This is a genomic window from Muriicola soli (assembly GCF_004139715.1).
Lineage (GTDB): Bacteria > Bacteroidota > Bacteroidia > Flavobacteriales > Flavobacteriaceae > Muriicola > Muriicola soli.
This window is the reverse complement of the sequence record NZ_CP035544.1, coordinates 637,858-657,694: the sequence shown is the minus strand read 5'-3', so window position 1 is coordinate 657,694 and position 19,837 is coordinate 637,858. Positions and strand designations below refer to the sequence as shown.

Below are 19,837 nucleotides of genomic sequence, written 5' to 3'. Positions count from 1 at the left end.
CCCTAATCCGGCGATCTTTTTATTTTTACACTATGATTGAACCCTGGCACCTCTATCTAATGGCCGCTATGTACTTTATAGCAGGCATCATGCACTTTCTTAAACCCAGGGCTTATTTGCGCATTATGCCAAATTACCTCCCCTATCATCGTGAATTGGTTTATCTCAGCGGGATAGCCGAGATCATCCTCGCCGTTGGCCTTTGTTTCCCTCAGACAATAGCATTTTCTATTTATGGAATTATCCTAATGCTATTGGTCTTCCTCCTGGTACATTTCTATATGCTAAAAGGAGAAAAAGAAGGTGCGGGAATTCCCAAATGGATCCTTATCCTTAGAATTCCACTGCAGTTTGGCCTGATGTATTGGGCATATTGGTATCTATAGACTCTGAGTTAAAGATCTGCTTAGATCAGTATCTGATTTAAAGCACAATTCTTCTTCTGTTCCAGTTTCTAGTAAACCATAGTATTTGGACACTAAAACATAGGATGAGTGCCATCATGGAGTAAACGAGAACCGCTGAATTGGCAATATTGGGCAAAAATTGGCCTGCACTTGAAAGAGCCTCAGAAATCAACAACTTGTTGGCATCAATTTCTGCCACTTCGAGTCCGCCGGATAAAAATCCAAAAGCAATTAAGAGTACCGATATAGTGATCACCAAGAACCAGGAAGTCCATGAAAACAAAGGAGTGTGCTGTTTAGCCACCCTTGAAGATGCTGGTTCAAGATGTTTTAAAACGCCAGACGTAAATCCTTCTGAAGGTCCTTCCAGAGGTATTTCCGAAAATAATTCTCTTAGCCGTTTGTCTATCTTTTCTTCCTTTTGATTCATTTCAAATAATATTAATTACTTCAGTCTTATTGACCAGAAGCTGTCCCAGATGTTTTCGGCTTCGGAATAAACGCACTTTTATCACATTCTGACTCATATCCAGGATCCCGGAAATTTCCCGTATCGTCAATTGCTCGTAATAATAAAGCGTTACCAAAGCAGCATCAATTTCGCTTAGTCTGTCTATTGCAGCCTTTAAAAGTGCACTGCGTTCTTCGCCTTCAATATAATCCAGCACGTTTCCGGATGCCCTCAAATCTTTAACTCCGTCAATCTCTAAAGACTTCGTTCCGGGCCTTCGCTTTTCTTTTTTTAGTCGATCCAGGCATTTGCGATAGGCTATTCTGTACAACCAGCTTGAAAATTTAGCATCACCATTAAAAGTATTCAGAGATTTATATGCTTTTACAAAGGTATCCTGGGCAACTTCCTCTGCATCTTCCCGATTATTAAGCATTCTGCAGGCCAGGGTATAGATCAAATACTTATATCGGTCCACCAGAACACCGTACGCCTTATGGTTACCTTGCAACGATTGACTTATTAATTCCTTTTCCTCTGGTAATAACATATATTCCATTAGACGACCTCTGTAAGTGATTGGTTACACCTAAAAAAAAATACGCCTTTTTCGTAACCCTTCCAAAAAATACTCCGTCTTACCATAAAACAAGGTTTAACAAAACACAACTAACATGGGAGGAGAAGTAATTATTTTTATCAGCATTTTTCTGATGATCTTTGGCATCAGCTATCTTTATCTAACAACGCGTAACAAGGAAAGACTTGCCCTCATCGAGAAAGGTGCAGAAGCCAGTATTTTTGTCAAGGGGAAAAAAGAAGGAACCGCCCCATTCTGGAAGGTCCTTATTTTAAACATAGCCTTGCTTTTATTGGGAATAGGTCTTGCGATATTTATCGCTGCCCTCCTGGTTGAAATAGGCTTGGACGAAGATGTTGCCTACCCGGGAACCATTTTTATCATGGCCGGCTTAGGCTTGTTCCTGGGCTTTACTCTTACAAAGAAACTCGACAAAGAGGATTAAAAGAAGTAAAGACTCCATAGCGGATTAATGAAAACCAAGGCCCTGCCCTTGGTTTTTTTTATTAATTTCCTTCTTTCAACGGCGTATACCTATTCGGAATTCAGCAGCAATAAAGAGGTACTGGGAGTATGATCAACAATTTTGACATCAATGCACAGGTTTTACTAGATGGCATTGGTCTGGTCCAAGGTGTCACTATAGGTATTTTACTTATGATTATGGGCTTGAGAAAGTTCAGAAATACTTTTTACCTCGGCCTTTTTTTGCTTTTATACGCCCTAGAATTAGCCACCTGGATCTCTACAAATAGCAAAATTTCAGAAAGCTATCCCAATCTCTTTCTCCTGCCCTTTAATTTTTCGTGGATACTTTTCCCTTTATTTTACATCTATACGCAACAAGTCTCTGTTTTCTCAAATAGAAAAATTAAATATTGGCTACTGTATCCCGGTATTGTTTCCATAGTAGCCCAATTGGTTATTTTCTGGCTTCCCTTCGAATTAAAGGTGAAAATAGATGACAGTTTGTGGCATGTACTTATATTTTGGATGTTGGGAAACTATTATTCCTGGATTGTAGGCATTTGGAACCTTCGACTGCTGTACAAGCATAGAATTGAGGTCAGGAACACTTATTCATACATAACCTCCAAGGAGCTCAGATGGGCTCGATTCTTTTTGATCTATCTTTTGATCACCTCAGTATTCGGACATTTAATTGCCTATGTTTTTCCAACGATGGTACCAGATAACACCATTTTTTCCGTGATGGATCTCATCGCTATCTACTGGGTGTCTTATTTCGGTATTACACAACGAAATGTACGCTCCCTTATTACACATATCCCTCCGAAGGAACCCTCAAATAATCCAATTCCGATAAAAGACCATGCTGCTGAATTGATCCCGGAAAAACTTGAAGAAGTCATGAAAGCTGTAGACAAGCACATAAATAATTCAGAAAGTTTTATGAATTCCGATCTTACCATTATGGATATCGCTGAAAGTATTGGAGAACATCCCCGCCGCGTATCGGAAGCAATTAATACTGTTGAGAAGCAAAATTTCAATTCTTATATCAATGAATATCGAATAAAAAAGGCGATAAGTCTTCTAAATTCCGAAGATGCTTTGAACTGGAGTATTGAAGGTATTGGCATAGAGGTTGGTTTTAAAAGTAAGAGCGCCTTTTATTCATCATTTAAAAAATTTACCGGAACCACGCCTACACGTTTTAACGAACTCATCCGAATGGATTGAGCTTGTATTTCATAGCAAAGGCCAAAGGATTAATTTCAACGCACTTATTTTGACATTTCCAGCAATAGCCTGCTCAACGCTCCCTATAGGTTAGCTTCTAATAAGAGATAATAGTCCTAAATTCAGAATTCAGAACATGAATTGCAGCTGAGATTCAGGGAAACTTCTATTATAATTGCATCTTTAAAAATAAAAGATGTCTCCTAAGAGTAAGAGTCTCATCCTGTTTATCTTATTTCTCTGGCTGGTATTCGCCGCCTGGGAGATGGACGTGCAATCTACAATTAATACTTACCCTGAAAGTATTGTTCGTCTCGATCTGCTATTACTTCCATTTCTTATCATTCTTACGGTATTTGTGGTCTATATTTTGATTCGAAAGAATGATTTTGATGGCGCACAGGATTCTGACCTTCATCAGGACGTCTAAAGGGAAATATTTTCCTCTATTAATCCGTTATACTCAGATTTACTGATCGCCTCTAAAAATTTTGGTATTCAAAGGGTATATGCCTCTACTTTCAGAGCTTGTCCGAAAATTCACTATGAATTCAATAGAATTATTTTAAAGAATCTTATTTTTTCTTTAGATTCATAAGGAAATATAATCAGCTTATACGGAGAAGGACTATTGAATTTATCCATTGACATTAATTACAACCTTCAATCGTTATTAGATATCCTTGGGCTAACGCAAGGTTTATCCTTTGGCATCTTACTGTTAATATTAAGTTACAGACACTTCCGGAGCACCTATTTCCTCGGGATCTTTTTGGTGCTTTACGCTTTGAAATTGCTGATATTCATTCCTTCGGGGTTGAATCTTATTCCCTACTATCCGGAATTGTTTCTCTTACCGTTTGATTTTTCCTGGATCCTCTTCCCCATCTTTTTTGTCTATACCCAAAAAATTTCAATATTCTCTGATGAGAAAATCAAATACTGGGTACTGTATCCGGGAATAGCCTCCTTTATACTCCAGACCGTGATTTACTTTCTCCCCTTTTCCCTAAAAACGGAAATTGCCGAAAGTTTCTGGCATGAATTCGGTTTTACTTTTCTTGGAATCTTTTATTCCTGGGGGATCGGCATCTGGAATTTAAAACTTTTAAACCGGCACCGTGAAGAAGTTGAGAATACTTTTTCCTACTTGGAGAATAAATTGTTGAACTGGGTGCGTATTTTTCTTCTTTACCTTTTGATCACCTCCGTGTTGGTGCATATCCTTTACTACGTTTCACCTGACAACTACTATTTTAAAATGCTGTTTTCCATTATAGATCTGATTGCCATCTTCTGGTTAGGTTTAAATGGGATTATGCAGCAAAATGTTCTTTCTACCCTCAATTACAAAAAATCAGGTCTTTCTTTTCAGGTTCAGGAAATTGGGAATGATAAAATGAGTACAGATAATGATGAAAATCTCAAAGTGTTAATGGGGAAAATTGACAACTATATGAAGTCTTCAGAAGCCTATCTCATCAGTGAGCTCACCATAGTTGATCTGGCCGACAAATTAAAAATGCATCCCAAAAAGATTTCTACCACTATTAACGGCATATTTAAACAAAACTTTAATTCATACGTCAATTATCTCCGTATTAGAAAGGCTGAGGACCTACTCTCCAAAAAATCCACAGACTACCTCAGTGTGGAAGGTATTGGTAAAGAAGTTGGTTTTCACAGCAAAAGTGCTTTTTATGCGGCCTTTAAGAAAATAACCGGCACAACACCCAACAAATACAAGGATAGCATAGCCAGATAATACGAAATCAATAGCTCCTGAAATACAATAGAATTCTCTCCATTTTTTTTAATTATTCCGGGTACTGATTCCTGATTCCTGACTAATAAATACGATTAAAAGCCCTTTTTGTACTGATTTCGGAAATCCAAACGTCTTCTGAGGAGTTTGGGCTTGTTCACGGGAAATAATTGTGAAAACTTAGAGTTAGTGAAAGTGTTGAGGATCGGTCATAATGATCATTTATTCCTCAAGGTAAATGGGTTAAAGTATATTGTTATGACTTCTAAAGAAAATCAGAGGGCTAAAATCCTCAAGTATATTGCGATAAATGACTCCGGTAATTTTAATACCTGGAATCCAGCACATATTGAGGAATTAAAACGTAGAAACTTTAGTTCTGATCTGGGGCAGAGAATTCTTTTCGAAAACGAATATCTGCGTATTTGGGAAATTGTGCTCTTACCGAAGGAACGACTTCCTTTTCGAAAAATTGAATTTGATTATTACTGGGTGGCTGGTTCTGATGGTATGGTCATTTCACGATTTTCTGATGGTAAAATCATACTGATGCATTTGGAAAAAGGAGATTCTGAATTTCTGCTGCACGAGAACAATTACGGTATTTACGATTTGGAAAATATTGGTGATGACATCCTCTTTTTTCAACTCACTCAATTTAAAGGGGAGGAAATCTTTGTCAAGGAAAAAATTCAGGAAACCATCAATCGAAATTCCACAGGAGGACATTAGTTCTATTATTCTTCGAATATCGAAGGAAACAGATCTGTCTATTACATTTCTTGATTGTCTGAATCGGTTTCCTATCTTTAGGAAATGAAAGTGATCGCCACTAATATCGGTAAGCCTGTCACCATTCTTTGGCAACAAAGGGAAGAGCAAACGGGTATTTTTAAATATCCCATTGAAGGTTCCATCCGGCTGGAGCCAACCCAGGTAAAAAACGATACCGTTTCAGATCGAAAACACCACGGAGGGCTGTACAAGGCCTGCTATCTCTTTTCAGCAGAACATTATACGTATTGGCGCGACTTATACCCTAATTTGTCATGGGATTGGGGAATGTTTGGCGAAAATATCACCCTTGATCATATGTCTGAATCAAAGTTGACTATAGGATCTATATACCAACTGGGTACTGCTCTTGTTAAAATTACCATACCCAGAGAACCCTGCTATAAACTGGGGATACGTTTTAAGGATCAGAAGATCATCGAACAATTTGTGGCCCATGGACATCCCGGCACCTACGTCAGTGTACTGAAAGAAGGAGAAGTTAAACGGGGAGATTCTTTCACTTTGTTGGAAGAAGCAAACGATTCACTCAGTATTGAAACCTTATATCGCTTACTATTTGCTAAAGAACCCATGCCAGACCAACTTGAAGCCGCCATTAATTGTGAATACCTTCCGGAACGCACTCAAAAAAAACTGCTGAGAAGACAAAAAAAGAGGCCTGTTTAGGCCCCTTTTTACGCTGAATTAAACTAAACTTACTTCACTACGTAATACTCAGCATAGGTATCTTTTCCGTCCTTGACAACCACTTTGTAACTGTCTTTTTCGGCTTTCCCAAAATTAAAGGCCTTTTCAACAACCAGTTTAGATTTTAAGACTTCGCTGTACACAATCCTGTTTTCACTGTCTACAACCCTGATCTGAATGTCACCCATTTCTTTATTAAAGAAATTCAAGTACAATTTATCCCCTGCCTTTCTGAAAAAGGGTTCATTCTTTTCAAGAGAAATTACTTCTACTTCATTTTCCTGAACAGATGATATGGTAGAAGAAGTGTTAGCGTAAGAATAGGCTGTTGCAAACAACAAGGCCATAACAGAAATACTTTTTAATGTTTTCATAATTTTCTTTTTAAATTATTAATTAATCTCAGGACAAACTTACTTCAGTATTATCCGGCTCACTACATCACATTTTTCTACTTTCTGTCCTATTTTAACCTTTATTGCCGTTAATAAAACGTTAAATGGTAATATTGCACATATTTAAGTTAAATTTGCACAGCCTATTACAAAACCACAAACCTAACTTTGTTCGTATATAGTATATATGATAAAGCAAAAACCTACATTTGAAGCCATAGAACCCAATTTTGGTAATTCTTTTACCTACCAAAAATTTGATGAGGACAGGCTAAATAAAAATAACGTCTGGCACTACCATCCCGAGATTGAACTTGTTTACGTCAATGGTGGATCCGGTAAGCGACAGATTGGTAGTCATGTTTCCTATTACACCAATGGAGATCTGATTCTTATAGGCAGTAATCTGCCGCATTGTGGCCTTACTGATAAACTCACAGGAAATAAAAAAGAAACGGTTATCCAGATGAAACAGGATTTTCTGGGCAGTGACTTTTTTGACATCCCGGAGATGAAAAAAATTCAGTCACTTTTTGATCTTGCCGCAGGTGGAATTGCTTTTTCGGGTAAAACCAAAAGAAAACTTGGGGAGAAAATGGAAGTTTTGGAATACCAAACCGATTTCCAAAGGCTACTTTCCATTCTAAACATCCTTAATGAACTTGCCGTCTCCCAGGACTACAAGGTACTTAATGCCGCAGGTTTTTCCCTGAAGACTGAAGTAAAGGACAATGACAGGATCAATGTGGTCTTTAATCATGTAAAACAAAATTTCAAAGAAGACATTTCCCTGGATGAGATCGCAGACATGGTGAGTATGACTGTTCCTTCTTTTTGCCGTTATTTTAAAAAGATCACTAATAAGACCTTTGTGCAATTTGTGAATGAATGCAGATTGGTTCACGCCTCAAAATTACTGGCAGAGCAACCTATGAGCATAACTGAGGTATGTTTTGAGAGTGGTTTCAACAACTTTTCGCACTTTAATAAGTCATTCAAGGCCTTTACCGGACAAAATCCCTCCGAATACAGAAATCAGTTAAAAAAGTCATAACCTAAGAAGCTATTGGCCCAATTAAAATCTCATAAAATAGATCTGCCACAAAGCGATATTTATTACTACGCCAATTTCCTGACGAGAAATCGAGCAGACAAACTCATGCAAAACTTACGTGCTTCCATTGCCTGGCAGCACGACGATATACGGGTTTTTGGCAAAACCTATCCCCAGCCCAGGTTAACTGCACTTTACGGGAATAATGGCCAACCTTATTCCTATTCGAACATCACGATGAATCCACATGAATTTACAGATGAACTCAGGGAAATAAAAGGAGATATTGAAAAAATAACAGCCCCAACAGTTTTCACCACTTGTCTGCTGAATTTATACCGAAATGGGAAAGACAGCAATGGCTGGCATGCTGATGATGAAGCCTCTCTGGGGATAAATCCCGTAATCGCCTCATTATCCCTTGGAGAAGAGCGTAGATTTCATTTTAAACACAAAGACAATCCTGAATGGAAACACAAAATGATACTGGAGCATGGTAGCCTGTTGATCATGAAAGGGAGTACACAACATCATTGGCTTCATCAGATCCCTAAAACCTCCAGGGAAATCGGGGAGCGAATCAACCTTACTTTTCGGGTGATTAAATAAAAATGTATTTCTCCTTACCTTTGCAAGGCTATGAAAAAAGATTTTACAGAAAGAGAATTAGACCGGATCATTGAAATGGCATGGGAAGACCGCACTCCCTTTGAAGCCATAGAATTTCAATTCGGGATTTCCGAACAGGAAACCATAGAGATCATGAGGCGGGAAATGAAGCCGAGTAGTTTCAGGATGTGGAGGAAACGCGTGCAGGGCAGGTCTACAAAACACGCCAAACTCCGCCCCGAAGAAACCAGGAGATTTAAGAGTAGCCGTCAACGAGGCATTTCGGGTAATAAAATTTCCAAGCGCTAATCAAATATTTCATTGAGCACAGCTGAGAGCCTTAGTCCGCCTTTTAATAACTGTTGCTCCACGGTATCCCAATAAATATAATTATAGCTGTAGCCCAGTCGTTCTCCGGGTTCAACAGAGGCATAAATAGAATTCGCTAAGCGGTGCGATTCCTCTACCCAGTCGTATACATTCCCGGCTTGCATCATTTTCCGCTGGCCTTTAGAAATTTCAGGGAGATTTTCTGCGAGTTCAGTATAGCTCATCCCATAATTGTTGATCAGGTCTGAGTCCCACAATCGGTGCAAGTTGCTCTCCCTCCCAAACCATCCGATCTCTATATCGTTCCCACCGCGATTCTCGGCCCATCCGGCGTGAAGTGGCTGGTGAAGGTCTCCTACAAAATGGATTAGCATTTTGAGATAAAATTCTCTGTCTGCCTCTGGATTTATATCATTTTTCACCTTTTCAATACAGGTTTGTATGGCCATCACAATATCACCTTCCTCACTAACGGGCTCGTCTCCATAAGACTTGTCGGCATCGTAATTGACATAGTGCCAGGGGTAGTATTTTCGGTATAAAGTGTCCGATTTAATATCGTCTGCATAATTTGACACTGCAGCCAATGATCTGCCATTGAGGATCTTATCTATACCTTTCCTGGCTTTTCTGCTCAGGTACATTTCGGCTACCTCCCCTACTACCCTATGTCCTGTTTTTCCCCACACAGGAGGATTTGCATAGGACATCTGGGCAAAGACAATCATTAACAACAGTAGTTTTTTCATTATCAAATACATTTTGTGTAAAAATATAAAATGGGAGTTAAAGCCAGTGTTAAATCTTCTATACCCAAATAAGCCTTTTTTTTAACTTAGCCATTACTGACATTTGGAGTTTGAGATAATCGCTTCAATTTTAAGTCAAGTTTACCCCTGAGAAATTGTACATTTAATTTTGGGATTTTCTTAACGTCTAAAACTGTTAAATTTGCCGGGATGTTAAACACTACAGGCATAGAAAGCAAGGTGATCTTTATGATCCCATTTATATTGTTTGGCATCCTTACTACGTATTCTCAAAATAACTTCAGCAGTAAACAAAAATCGTTCAAGGTAAAATACATACAGGATTTTATCAAACTTGACGGTATTCTCGACGAACCTATCTGGACTGAAGCTGAAAGTGCTAAAGATTTTTGGGAATATTTCCCTGTAGACTCTATCCTCGCCAGAGAGCAAACTGATATAAAAATGCTCTATGATGATAAGAATCTGTATATAGGAATTAAGGTCAATACTCAAGGAAAAGATTATGCCATAGAATCTCTGCGAAGGGATTTCCGAGCCGGGAACAGCGATAATATTACCTTGCTTTTCGATACTTTTAATGATGGGAATAACGCCTTTCTATTTGGGACAAATCCCTATGGAGTAAGACGTGAAGGCCTGGTATCGGGAGGTGGTCTCGATCTGAGAGGATTTACCATTTCCTGGGATGTAAAGTGGAGGGGAGAGTCTAAGATCTACGATGATTACTACACCTCAGAAATGGTTATTCCCCTAACCTCATTTAAATTCCGTGAAGGGGAAACAAAATGGCGATTTAACAGTTATCGTTTTGATACACAGAGTAATGAAAATAGTACCTGGGTCCGTATTCCACAAAATCAGAACATCTTCGGGCTTACCTTTATGGGGGACATGATTTTCGAAAAACCCCTTGGCAAATCCAGAACACCCTTTGCCGTTATCCCCTACATCAATTATCTCAATGCCAAGGATTTCGAAAATGAATCTTCGATCAATAATTTTAAAGTGGGTGGTGATGCCAAAGTGTCTATCGGGAATAGCCTGAACCTCGACATCACACTAAATCCCGATTTTTCACAGGTAGAAGTAGATAATCAGATTACCAACTTGACACGTTTTGAAATTGGCCTTCCCGAAAGGCGACAATTTTTTATTGACAATATTGATCTCTTTGCCGACTTTGGTGACTCCCGGGATAGCAACCCTTTTTTCTCCAGGCGCATTGGTATTGCCCGGGATACGGCCGGTAACACCATTGAAAACAGTATCATAGGCGGTGTCAGGCTCAGCGGCAAACTGAACAAGCGACTCCGAATTGGTTTCCTGAACCTTCAAACCGAGGCCGATGAGGCCAACGAAATTGCCTCCAACAACAATATGATGCTGGCCGTTCAGCAACAGGTATTTTCCCGTTCCAACATTGGCTTTTTCTTTATTAACCGTCAGTCCACTCAAGACTACGACTTTCTGGCTGAAGAAGAAAGGTTTAACAGGGTTGCCGGAATTGACTACAACCTGATATCGGAAGATAATTTATGGAGCGGACGATTATTCCTGCACAAATCCTTTGAACCGGAAGGAAGGGATGAAGACCTATCTTCGGGAATGCAGTTAGAGTATAACTCCCGATACTGGAACTTTTTCAGCAAAGCTGTATTTGTAGGGGAGGATTATCAGTCTGATCTCGGCTTTATCCGTAGAACCGATATTTTCAAGGGCATTTTAAGCATGAGAAGGATCTTTTGGCCTGAGAAAGGTATCATTCAGAACCACAGTATACGCTTCTTCCCAAATTTTATCTGGAGCCCCACCCGTGATTTCCAGAACACAGACTATACCACCCGTCTGGACTGGGAGGTGCGGTTTAACGATTTATCTGAGGCACAGGTATCATTTTCGCATCAGTATACTTACTTATTAGACGATTTTGACCCTACCCGAAGTGATGATGCCATACCGCTACCCGGGGAACAGGGCTACTATTACAATTCGGTCAATTTTCGGTACCGATCAGACAGGCGACGTATTTTTTCATATTCAATAGAGCCTACCGTAGGACGGTTTTTCAACGGTGATCTCTTTTCCTTGGAAGGAGGGCTAAACCTCCGATTACAGCCAAAAGCCATCGTCTCCATGAACTTCAGGTATGACCAAATAGAATTACCGGATCCTTACGGCAGTGCAAATATTTGGCTGATAAGTCCGAGGTTTGATCTAACTTTCAGCAAATCGATCTTCTGGTCCACCTTAGTCCAGTACAGTAATCAGCGGGATAACCTGGGAATTAATTCGCGGCTGCAATGGCGTTTTGCTCCGCTTTCAGACCTTTTCCTGGTGTACAACGACAATTATTTTGTCAATTCTTTTATGCCAAAACTAAGGTCCATCAATCTCAAGCTTACCTATTGGCTCAATATCTAATAATTGAATCTGAGTCCCGTTTTTTTATTTCTATATTTGGTGCTTTAGCAAACTAACCAAAGATTTATGGATCATTTACCCCTTACGGATGATACTGTCATCCTTGGCCTGCTCTGCCTTTGCCTGGGATTTGTTTTTTACACCTCTTCTTTTAAATCGGGATTTTGGAATAAATTTTACAAAATAGTTCCTACCCTGCTGATGTGTTATATGCTGCCGGCTGTGTTTACCAGCTTTGGCCTGATTTCAGAAGAATCTTCGAATTTATACTATATCGCCAGTCGCTATTTGTTACCGGCAGCTCTTATTCTTATGACCTTGAGTATTGATTTGAAAGCGATTCTCAACCTGGGATCAAAAGCCCTGATCATGTTTTTTACGGGGACTATTGGTATTATTATTGGCGGACCTATTGCAATTCTGATCGTTTCTATTTTCTCTCCCGAAACTGTAGGTGGCGCAGGTTTTGATGCTGTTTGGAGGGGTCTGGCAACAATAGCGGGAAGCTGGATTGGCGGCGGTGCCAACCAGGCTGCCATGTTAGAGGTTTTTCAGTACAATCCTGCCAACTTCGGCGGAATGATCCTTATCGATATCGTAGTCGCCAATATATGGATGGCCATTATCCTTCTGGGAATAGGCAAAACAGAAAAAATTGACCGATGGCTCAAGGCAGATACCAGTTCAATAGACCATCTGAGAGCGAAGGTTACGGCATATTCGGCCAAAATAGCGAGAATACCCACCTTAAAAGACTACATTCTTCTCACTTGTCTCGCATTTGCAGGGGTTGGAATTGCGCATTTTCTCGGATTTCATTTCACTGATTTTTTACAGTCCAATTTTGAGGTTGTCCGCAATAAAGAGAAAGCCTTGTCTTCCCTGGGATCAGAGTTCCTGTGGATGGTTGTTTTTGCTACCACAGTTGGAATTTTGTTGTCGTTTACAAAGGCTAAACTTTACGAGGGTGCCGGTGCCAGTAAGATTGGTGGTTTATTTATCTATATCCTCGTGGCAACCATTGGTATGAAAATGGATCTTGGAAAAGTCCTTGAAAACCCTGGACTTATCCTTATTGGCCTTATTTGGATCTCTATTCATGCTGGTTTGCTGATTCTGGTTGCCAAATTGATTAAAGCACCTTTTTTCTTTCTTGCCGTTGGCAGTCAGGCTAATGTGGGAGGTGCAGCTTCAGCACCGGTGGTCGCCGCTGAATTTCACCCGTCACTCACTTCTGTGGGTATACTCCTGGCCGTATTGGGATATGTTGTTGGTACAGCCGGAGCCTATATTTGCGGTCTGCTAATGGAAGTTGCTTCCAAAGTTTAGTATTTCGTAAAGTTTACAGATATTAGCGCCAAATTATCAAAGTATGAAGTACCTGACTTTTTTCCTGCTATTTGGATTATTAATTGTTTCCTGCGGGGATAATCAGAAGATGAAGATGGAAGTTGCCGGTAACGTCAAAGGCTTAAAAAAAGGCACCCTATTCCTTCAAAAAGTAGAGGATTCCGTATTGGTAACTCTCGATTCACTCGAAATGAGAGGAAAGGGAGACTTTCTATTTGAAACAGAGTTGGAAAGTCCTGAAATTTATTATCTCTACCTGAAAAAGGACGACAACAATGACATTAATGACAGGATCACATTCTTTGGAGAAGCCGGGAAGATCACTATTAATACGATTTGGAATGGCTTTGATTCCAAGGCCGTCATTGAAGGATCAGATGCCCAAAAGAAACTGGAAGAATACAAGGCAGTGATGAGCAGATTTAACGCTCAGAACCTGGAACTGTTGCGAGCCTCACAGGATTCCGTCCTCTTGAGCAATCCAATGGCCATTGATTCACTTCAAGTAGCAAATGAGCAGAATATAAAGCGAAGCTATCTTTACGCCCTCAATTACGCCATGAGTAATGCAAATTCAGATGTTGCCCCCTTTATTGCACTCACGGAAGTGGCAGATGCCAATGTAAAGTATTTGGATTCCCTCTATCACATACTCAGTCCGGAAGTAGCCCAGGGTAAGTACGGCAAGGCCCTAAAAAAGCACCTGGAAGCAAGAGCGTCTGAATAACTCTCTGGCTATCCCAGTTTATTTAGTTTCTTGATCAGGCTATTCGCCTCTTTTTCCAATTCTTTGCGAACTTCTTTGAGGTGAGCCTTTCTATTTTCCACATCTTTCTGATTCACTTTGGCGATAAGGTCGTCAAAGGTGACTATGGCTTTATCGATGATTTCACTCCCTTCTTTGGAGCCTGTGGAGTTGTTGGACTCCTCCATAATATAAACTGCTTCAATGATATCGCCCAGCACGTAGTTGATATCTTTCTTTAGATCGCGAATATTTGCCATTTGAAATTGTTTTGTACAAAAATAACCTTTAGTGCTCGTCCTTCAAGAAAAAACCCCTTTTCTTTTAAAGGACGACTTCCAGAAGCTTGCAACCGGAAGTTTGTATGGTAATGATTTTAGAGTTAGCCGGAAGGAGGATGGTCTCTCCATTTCGTATAGATTCGGATCCTGCTTCATTTGCAATCTCCGCTCTCCCCTCTACACACATATAGATGGTAAAGGAATCCCTCTCAGCTGTATTCTGGGTCAGATCGCTTTGCAACTCCATAAAATTGGTTTTGAAATAAGGACAAGAAACCATGGGATTTATCTTGTTCGCGGTTCGCTCGTACTTCACCTTAAAATCGTCCTTCTGTTTAAAATCTATGGCATCCAGAGCGAGATCTGTGTGTAATTCTCTTAAATTTCCATCCTTGTCCCTGCGGTCAAAATCGTAAACCCTGTAGGTGACATCAGATGTCTGCTGAATTTCAGCTAAAAGCACCCCGGCTCCTATGGCGTGTATCTTCCCGGTATTGATGAAAAAAGTATCTCCTGCTTCTACTTTCTCGTAATTCATATACTGCAGCAGGGTCTTGTTTTCTATGCTTTCAATATATTTTTCCCTGGTCATGGGCTGATTAAACCCAACAATTAAGTTGGCATCTTCATCCGCGTCCATGATGTACCACATTTCTGTCTTGCCGAAAGAATTATGCCTTGATTTAGCCAACTCATCATTTGGGTGCAACTGGATGGAGAGATCTTGTTTTGCATCGATAAATTTGATCAGTATGGGGAATTCCTTCCCGAATTGCTCAATAACCGACTTACCCAACAGTTCAGGTCCCCATCGTTCTATCAACTCATTTAGAGTTGCTCCTCTAAATTCACCGTTTGACACTTCTGAAACATCACCTTTCACTCCGGAAAGCTCCCAGCTTTCTCCGGTAATATCGCTGGTACTGGGCTTATGGAGTTGCTCGGCAAGTTTGGTTCCTCCCCAGAGCCTCTCTTTTAAGATGGGATTAAATTTAAGTGGATATAATTTATTCATGAGATCGACTTTAATGCCTTTAAAGCCCGGGTAATGTGCCCGGAAGCACCCATATTGTTAAAGGCCATAATCACACGCCCTTCTTTGTCCACAACGTAGGTCTCCCTTCCCGGTAGCAGATTAAACAAGGCCTTTTCCACTTTAAATAGTCGGCGAACCTTATTTTTAGTATCTGCAAGAAGTATAAACGGCAATTTATACCTCGAAGCGAATTTACGATGTGAAGATTCAGAATCAGCGCTAATACCGATCACTTCCGCTCCTCTGTCGGTGAATTCCTCATAACTGTCCCTGAACGAGCAAGCTTCTTTAGTGCATCCGGGGGTTCCGTCTTTGGGATAAAAAAAGATCACCAGAGGCTTTTTGCCCACATAGTCTTTACTGTCAAAGGAATTACCCTGTTGATCTATCAGGGAAAACTCCGGAATTTTATCACCAACTTCAAGGCTCATTTATTCACCGGTGTATGTTACAAAGTTCCTCGGGGTCTCGTATAATTCAACTTCTAAGGCATCCGAGGCCTTGATATGTGGTCTGAGTTTATTCCAGATGACCACAGCGATATTCTCTGCTGTAGGATTGAGCTCTTTAAATTCCGGGACTTCAAGATTGAGATTTTTATGGTCAAAAGCTTCTTCCACCTCAGCTTTGATCAGGTCCTTGAGGATTTTTACGTCGATGACAAACCCGGTTACAGGGTCGATCTCCCCTGTAACACTTACGATCAGTTCATAGTTATGGCCATGAAAATTAGGGTTGTTACATTTCCCGAATACATCGTTGTTTTTTGTATCGCTCCAATCGGCTCTGTATAATCTGTGTGCAGCATTAAAATGAGCTCTGCGGCTTACTTTTACTTTCATTCCTTGGGTGTATTTTTAATGAGATGGTCGTAAAACTTCTCAAATATAATTTTAAACCATGCGGTGTAGGATTCAGGGGATTTCTGAATGTCGAGCCTTATATCATCGGGCTTCATCCATTTCCACGCTTCCACCTCCTCAGGATTAATTCTGGGTTCTCCTTCGTAGAAACCTATCATTACATGGTCCAATTCGTGTTCGGTAAGGCCGTTATCGAAAGGGGCTTTATAGATAAAGCTGAACAATTCCTTGAGTTCCGTCTGAAACCCCATTTCTTCCTGAAGACGTCTTTTACCAGCGCCCGGATTATTTTCCCCTAAACGTTGGTGACTACAGCAGGTGTTGGTCCAGAGTAAAGGGGAATGATATTTTTTTGCAGCTCTTTGCTGCAGCATGGTCTCGCCTTTGGAGTTCATCACAAAAACAGAAAACGCCCTGTGCAGGACGGCTTTTTCATGGGCTTCCATCTTTGGCATGGTCCCAATCTCTTCATCTTTATGATTTACCAGAATAACTCTTTCTTCTTCCACCGCGTAAAAATAACACGTTTCCCGAAGTTAATTGGTTAAGTGAATCTTAAATCTTAGACGGTTTATAAGTCGATTAGAGTGGTTTAGAAGAACCTGGGAGATTTCAGGTTATCCTTCACTTTGATAAAGTCGTACCTCAAAATCACCTCAAATGACCCGTCGTTGAAGCGGGCGGTTCCCAATTCGGTAATTTCCCTGTCATAGGCAAGACCGATGAGGAATTCAGGTGATACTTGAAATCCGGCCATAGCACTAACAGCCGCATCCCAACGGTAAGCAGCTCCCATGATAAATTTATCGTTGTACATGAAATTTACAGAGCCATCAAGCTGTAGTGGAGCTCCCTGAACTACCTTGGCCAGGATGGTGGGTTTAAACTTCCACAATGGATTCATCTGGAAAACATAGCCTGTAATCAGATATAAATTCATTTGTTCTGCTGCAGTTGAAAGGGAAGATTCGTCAAAATGAGAGGTCTGCAGAAAGCGCGGAACGGATAATCCGAGATAATATTTATCCGTATGGTAATAGACACCGGCACCTAAGTTAGGCGATAGTTTATTCTGAATATCCTGTTGCAGGGTAGGATCTGGTCCGCCGGGGTTGGTATAGTCCTGATTTAATTCTGAAAAGCGTATATCCAGCATATGCACGCTACCTTTTAATCCAAAACTCAGTCTTTTTTCTGCAGCAAGCTGAATGGTATATGAAAAGTCCATATCAAAATAAGTCTCAGAAGTCGGACCAATTTGATCGTTGACAATAGACAGTCCCAGACCTACTCCCCTGTAGCCCACGGGTGTATGGAAATTAAAAGTTTGCGTCTTGGGTGCACCTTCCAGTCCTACCCATTGTGCCCTGTAAAGGGCTGCTACGCTCAATTGACCACGGGAACCTGCGTATCCCGGATTAACACTTACGGTATTGTACATATATTGAGTGTACTGTGCATCCTGCTGGGCGCTAAGCTGCAAAAGAGAACAGAAGAGGCAAATAAAAATACCTTTTTGTAAAACCTTCGATATTTGGGTGTAATTAAGTGTAGGTGTCATGGTTTATCGGTTAAGGTAAATATAGCCGGTCATTGATTTCGTTGCCCCGGTATTGTCCTCATAATCGAGGATATAGAAATAGGTTCCCACAGGGAGTTTATTCTCCTTGTCGATAGTCACCCGGCCTTCAGAGGTTCCGTCAAAGACGTTACCCTGGGTGTTATATGCCTTGGTTAAATAGACCTGAACTCCCCACCTGTTGTAAATTTTCAGGGTGTTGTTAGGATAATCTTCCAGACCCCTGATTGAGAGTACATCATGTATGCCGTCTCCGTTCGGCGTAACTACATTGAATACTTCAATATCAGCTTCAATGGCATTTGGTTCCAGATAATCCGGAGTGCCATTGTTATTCTCATCATCGTTGGCATAATTACTATCTCCGTTATAATCTTCATCTACCGTTGGGATGCTGTCGTTATCATCATCGGTATCCCTATAATCTGATTCCTCGTCTCCGTCATTGTTGGGCAGATCCTGGTATGGATTATCAATTTCGTCGTTGACATCAGTATCAATTGTGGAACCACCTTCATATCCATCATCCAGACCGTCATTATCCTTATCAGAACCGAGATAGGTCACATCGGGAATACCGTCATGATCGTGGTCATGTCCTTCAATACTGTCGGGGACACCATCATCGTCACTATCATCGTCCACATAATCAGGCAGGCCGTCGCCATCCGTATCGATTGGAATCAGCCCTAGACTGCCCCCATTTTCGTAGGCATCATCAAGGCCGTTGTCATTGTCATCCTGCCCTGTAGGTGGAATATATCCATCGGTAGACTGTGCTTCCACATTATCCGGAATACCATCATCATCACTGTCGATGTCGAGGTAGTCTGGTATACCATCACCATCGGTATCTGTAGGATTGGTAAATGGATCATTGTCTCCGTCGAGATTCAGATCTTCAAAAGCATCTACAATACCGTCGTCATCAGAATCAAGATCCACGTCGGGTTCGTTGATATAAACGTAAATAGTAGCCGAGTCACAATTCCCACTCATATCACAAATGGTGTAGATAAAATCATCAGCACCCAGGAAACCGGGATTCGGAACATAGGTAAAGGTATCATCAGTAGGATCATTAGGTGTTCCATTGTCGTCCCTTGTGAGCGTACCGTTAGTTGGGTTCGTTGAGGTGATCGTTCCGTTAAGGGGAAGATCGTTGTCATTCATGGTCCAGATGTCTATGTCAACAGGTGTATCCAGAATGGTTGCAACGGCGTCATCTTCAGTATCAATAAATGGTGTGACATCAATAGTCACAGTTGCTGTGCTACAGTCCCCAAAGGAATTACAAACAGTATATGTAAAAGAATCAGGCCCGTTATAGTCAATAAATGGGGTGTATTGAACAATGTCATCTGAGGGATCATTGGGAGTACCGTTGTCATCGATCACCAGGGTTCCATTAGTAGGATCAGTAGTTGTAAGCGTTCCTGTGGAGGGTAAGCCGCTGTCGTTGTCGTAGATAGGAATCAGGGTTGACGTATCTTCAATCAGCGTAATAAAGTCATCTACCAAAGTAGCAGCCTGTTGCAGACATACTACCGTAAAGGACGGCAGATCCATCGAATTCCCAGCTTTGGTAAGGGTTGCCGTATATCTGGTAACGGTGATTGTTGAAGTGACCACCGGCCTGAGCTGATCTCCAGCTACCGCAGGGGTCCATGTAACTGTGGCACTACCGCTCACATTTGCAGAAATATCGAGGGTAACCTGATTATCGGGGCTATCGCAATCCGTTAAAATAAAGTAGTCTGTGGCATTGGAACCGCACAGGGTTCCATCGTAAGTAGCAAAATAAATACCCGGGGTTGAAGTTTCGTAGAAAAAATCCGTGGACAATACGGTAGCCGTATCTGAAGCCTCATACCACCGAAAATTAGTTTCGTCCCCGCTATTTGGCGCCTGTAATAAAAACTGCGCGTTAGATGCGAGAATCCCCAGCAGTGTAAAAACAATGCTGAGGACACTAAGCTTATATATGCGAGCTGTTTTCAAGCCTTATT

General features: G+C 40.9%; 24 protein-coding genes. 13 read left to right on the top strand and 11 right to left on the bottom strand.

Annotated elements, in window-relative coordinates:
• Positions 1 to 32: 32 nt before the first annotated feature.
• The gene (locus EQY75_RS02915; RefSeq protein ID WP_129602727.1) at positions 33 to 386 is read left to right on the top strand and encodes a DoxX family protein; all 354 of its coding nucleotides are present in this window, start codon (positions 33 to 35) and stop codon (positions 384 to 386) included.
• Between the two features lie 37 nt (positions 387 to 423).
• On the opposite strand, the gene EQY75_RS02910 is transcribed toward EQY75_RS02915, so the two are convergent.
• Entirely contained in the window at positions 424 to 837 is a 414-nt protein-coding gene (locus EQY75_RS02910) for a hypothetical protein (protein ID WP_129602725.1), read from the bottom strand.
• Between the two features lies 1 nt (position 838).
• A complete protein-coding gene (locus EQY75_RS02905; protein WP_129602723.1) occupies positions 839 to 1,408 on the bottom strand; it encodes an RNA polymerase sigma factor in 570 nt (189 codons plus the stop codon).
• A 124-nt stretch (positions 1,409 to 1,532) separates the two neighbouring features.
• Between EQY75_RS02905 and EQY75_RS02900 the strand changes: the two genes are divergently transcribed.
• From EQY75_RS02900 to EQY75_RS02875, 6 genes are all read left to right on the top strand, one after another.
• Entirely contained in the window at positions 1,533 to 1,883 is a 351-nt protein-coding gene (locus EQY75_RS02900; protein WP_129602721.1) for a DUF6249 domain-containing protein, read from the top strand.
• A gap of 128 nt (positions 1,884 to 2,011) precedes the next feature.
• Entirely contained in the window at positions 2,012 to 3,142 is a 1,131-nt protein-coding gene (locus tag EQY75_RS02895; protein WP_129602719.1) for a helix-turn-helix domain-containing protein, read from the top strand.
• A 196-nt stretch (positions 3,143 to 3,338) separates the two neighbouring features.
• Positions 3,339 to 3,572, top strand: coding sequence for a hypothetical protein (locus tag EQY75_RS02890; protein ID WP_129602717.1), 234 nt, complete (start codon positions 3,339 to 3,341; stop codon positions 3,570 to 3,572).
• A 387-nt stretch (positions 3,573 to 3,959) separates the two neighbouring features.
• Complete coding sequence (locus EQY75_RS02885) at positions 3,960 to 4,907, top strand: helix-turn-helix domain-containing protein (protein WP_217349969.1); 948 nt, start codon at positions 3,960 to 3,962, stop codon at positions 4,905 to 4,907.
• Positions 4,908 to 5,165: 258 nt separating this feature from the next.
• Positions 5,166 to 5,639 carry a hypothetical protein gene (locus tag EQY75_RS02880; protein ID WP_129602713.1) on the top strand — a complete coding sequence of 158 codons (474 nt, stop codon included), beginning with the start codon at positions 5,166 to 5,168 and terminating at the stop codon, positions 5,637 to 5,639.
• An 84-nt stretch (positions 5,640 to 5,723) separates the two neighbouring features.
• Entirely contained in the window at positions 5,724 to 6,371 is a 648-nt protein-coding gene (locus EQY75_RS02875; RefSeq protein ID WP_129602711.1) for an MOSC domain-containing protein, read from the top strand.
• Between the two features lie 29 nt (positions 6,372 to 6,400).
• On the opposite strand, the gene EQY75_RS02870 is transcribed toward EQY75_RS02875, so the two are convergent.
• Positions 6,401 to 6,766, bottom strand: coding sequence for a hypothetical protein (locus tag EQY75_RS02870; protein ID WP_129602709.1), 366 nt, complete (start codon positions 6,764 to 6,766; stop codon positions 6,401 to 6,403).
• A 208-nt stretch (positions 6,767 to 6,974) separates the two neighbouring features.
• Between EQY75_RS02870 and EQY75_RS02865 the strand changes: the two genes are divergently transcribed.
• From EQY75_RS02865 to EQY75_RS02855, 3 genes are read left to right on the top strand one after another with little or no spacing between them, the layout of a single operon-like run.
• The gene (locus EQY75_RS02865; protein WP_129602707.1) at positions 6,975 to 7,841 is read left to right on the top strand and encodes an AraC family transcriptional regulator; all 867 of its coding nucleotides are present in this window, start codon (positions 6,975 to 6,977) and stop codon (positions 7,839 to 7,841) included.
• 12 nt (positions 7,842 to 7,853) lie between these two features.
• Positions 7,854 to 8,450 (top strand): alpha-ketoglutarate-dependent dioxygenase AlkB family protein, encoded by a 597-nt coding sequence (locus EQY75_RS02860; RefSeq protein ID WP_129602706.1) that lies wholly within the window; start codon positions 7,854 to 7,856, stop codon positions 8,448 to 8,450.
• 30 nt (positions 8,451 to 8,480) lie between these two features.
• A complete protein-coding gene (locus EQY75_RS02855) occupies positions 8,481 to 8,759 on the top strand; it encodes a TIGR03643 family protein (RefSeq protein ID WP_129602704.1) in 279 nt (92 codons plus the stop codon).
• Here EQY75_RS02855 and EQY75_RS02850 read toward each other — a convergent pair.
• Positions 8,756 to 9,529 (bottom strand): S1/P1 nuclease, encoded by a 774-nt coding sequence (locus EQY75_RS02850; RefSeq protein ID WP_129602702.1) that lies wholly within the window; start codon positions 9,527 to 9,529, stop codon positions 8,756 to 8,758. The two genes, EQY75_RS02855 and EQY75_RS02850, sit on opposite strands and share 4 nt — an antisense overlap.
• A 210-nt stretch (positions 9,530 to 9,739) precedes the next feature.
• On the opposite strand from EQY75_RS02850, the gene EQY75_RS02845 reads away from it, so the two are divergent.
• From EQY75_RS02845 to EQY75_RS02835, 3 genes are all read left to right on the top strand, one after another.
• Positions 9,740 to 11,974, top strand: coding sequence for a DUF5916 domain-containing protein (locus EQY75_RS02845; protein WP_246019969.1), 2,235 nt, complete (start codon positions 9,740 to 9,742; stop codon positions 11,972 to 11,974).
• A gap of 66 nt (positions 11,975 to 12,040) precedes the next feature.
• Positions 12,041 to 13,303, top strand: a complete 1,263-nt coding sequence (locus tag EQY75_RS02840) for a DUF819 family protein (protein WP_129602701.1) — start codon at positions 12,041 to 12,043, stop codon at positions 13,301 to 13,303.
• 43 nt (positions 13,304 to 13,346) lie between these two features.
• A complete protein-coding gene (locus EQY75_RS02835) occupies positions 13,347 to 14,051 on the top strand; it encodes a DUF4369 domain-containing protein (protein ID WP_129602699.1) in 705 nt (234 codons plus the stop codon).
• Positions 14,052 to 14,059: 8 nt separating this feature from the next.
• Here EQY75_RS02835 and EQY75_RS02830 read toward each other — a convergent pair whose 3' ends face one another.
• From EQY75_RS02830 to EQY75_RS02800, 7 genes are all read right to left on the bottom strand, one after another.
• A complete protein-coding gene (locus EQY75_RS02830) occupies positions 14,060 to 14,329 on the bottom strand; it encodes a hypothetical protein (protein WP_129602698.1) in 270 nt (89 codons plus the stop codon).
• A gap of 64 nt (positions 14,330 to 14,393) precedes the next feature.
• Complete coding sequence (locus EQY75_RS02825) at positions 14,394 to 15,365, bottom strand: type I phosphomannose isomerase catalytic subunit (RefSeq protein ID WP_129602696.1); 972 nt, start codon at positions 15,363 to 15,365, stop codon at positions 14,394 to 14,396.
• Positions 15,362 to 15,817 carry a peroxiredoxin gene (locus EQY75_RS02820; protein ID WP_129602694.1) on the bottom strand — a complete coding sequence of 152 codons (456 nt, stop codon included), beginning with the start codon at positions 15,815 to 15,817 and terminating at the stop codon, positions 15,362 to 15,364. Before EQY75_RS02820 ends, EQY75_RS02825 begins: the two co-directional genes overlap by 4 nt.
• Positions 15,818 to 16,228 carry a 6-pyruvoyl trahydropterin synthase family protein gene (locus EQY75_RS02815; RefSeq protein ID WP_129602692.1) on the bottom strand — a complete coding sequence of 137 codons (411 nt, stop codon included), beginning with the start codon at positions 16,226 to 16,228 and terminating at the stop codon, positions 15,818 to 15,820.
• Positions 16,225 to 16,758 (bottom strand): isopentenyl-diphosphate Delta-isomerase, encoded by a 534-nt coding sequence (gene idi, locus EQY75_RS02810; protein ID WP_129602690.1) that lies wholly within the window; start codon positions 16,756 to 16,758, stop codon positions 16,225 to 16,227. Before idi ends, EQY75_RS02815 begins: the two co-directional genes overlap by 4 nt.
• An 83-nt stretch (positions 16,759 to 16,841) precedes the next feature.
• Positions 16,842 to 17,810 (bottom strand): PorP/SprF family type IX secretion system membrane protein, encoded by a 969-nt coding sequence (locus tag EQY75_RS02805; RefSeq protein WP_129602688.1) that lies wholly within the window; start codon positions 17,808 to 17,810, stop codon positions 16,842 to 16,844.
• Positions 17,811 to 17,813: 3 nt separating this feature from the next.
• Complete coding sequence (locus tag EQY75_RS02800) at positions 17,814 to 19,829, bottom strand: T9SS type B sorting domain-containing protein (protein WP_246019967.1); 2,016 nt, start codon at positions 19,827 to 19,829, stop codon at positions 17,814 to 17,816.
• Positions 19,830 to 19,837: the final 8 nt, after the last annotated feature.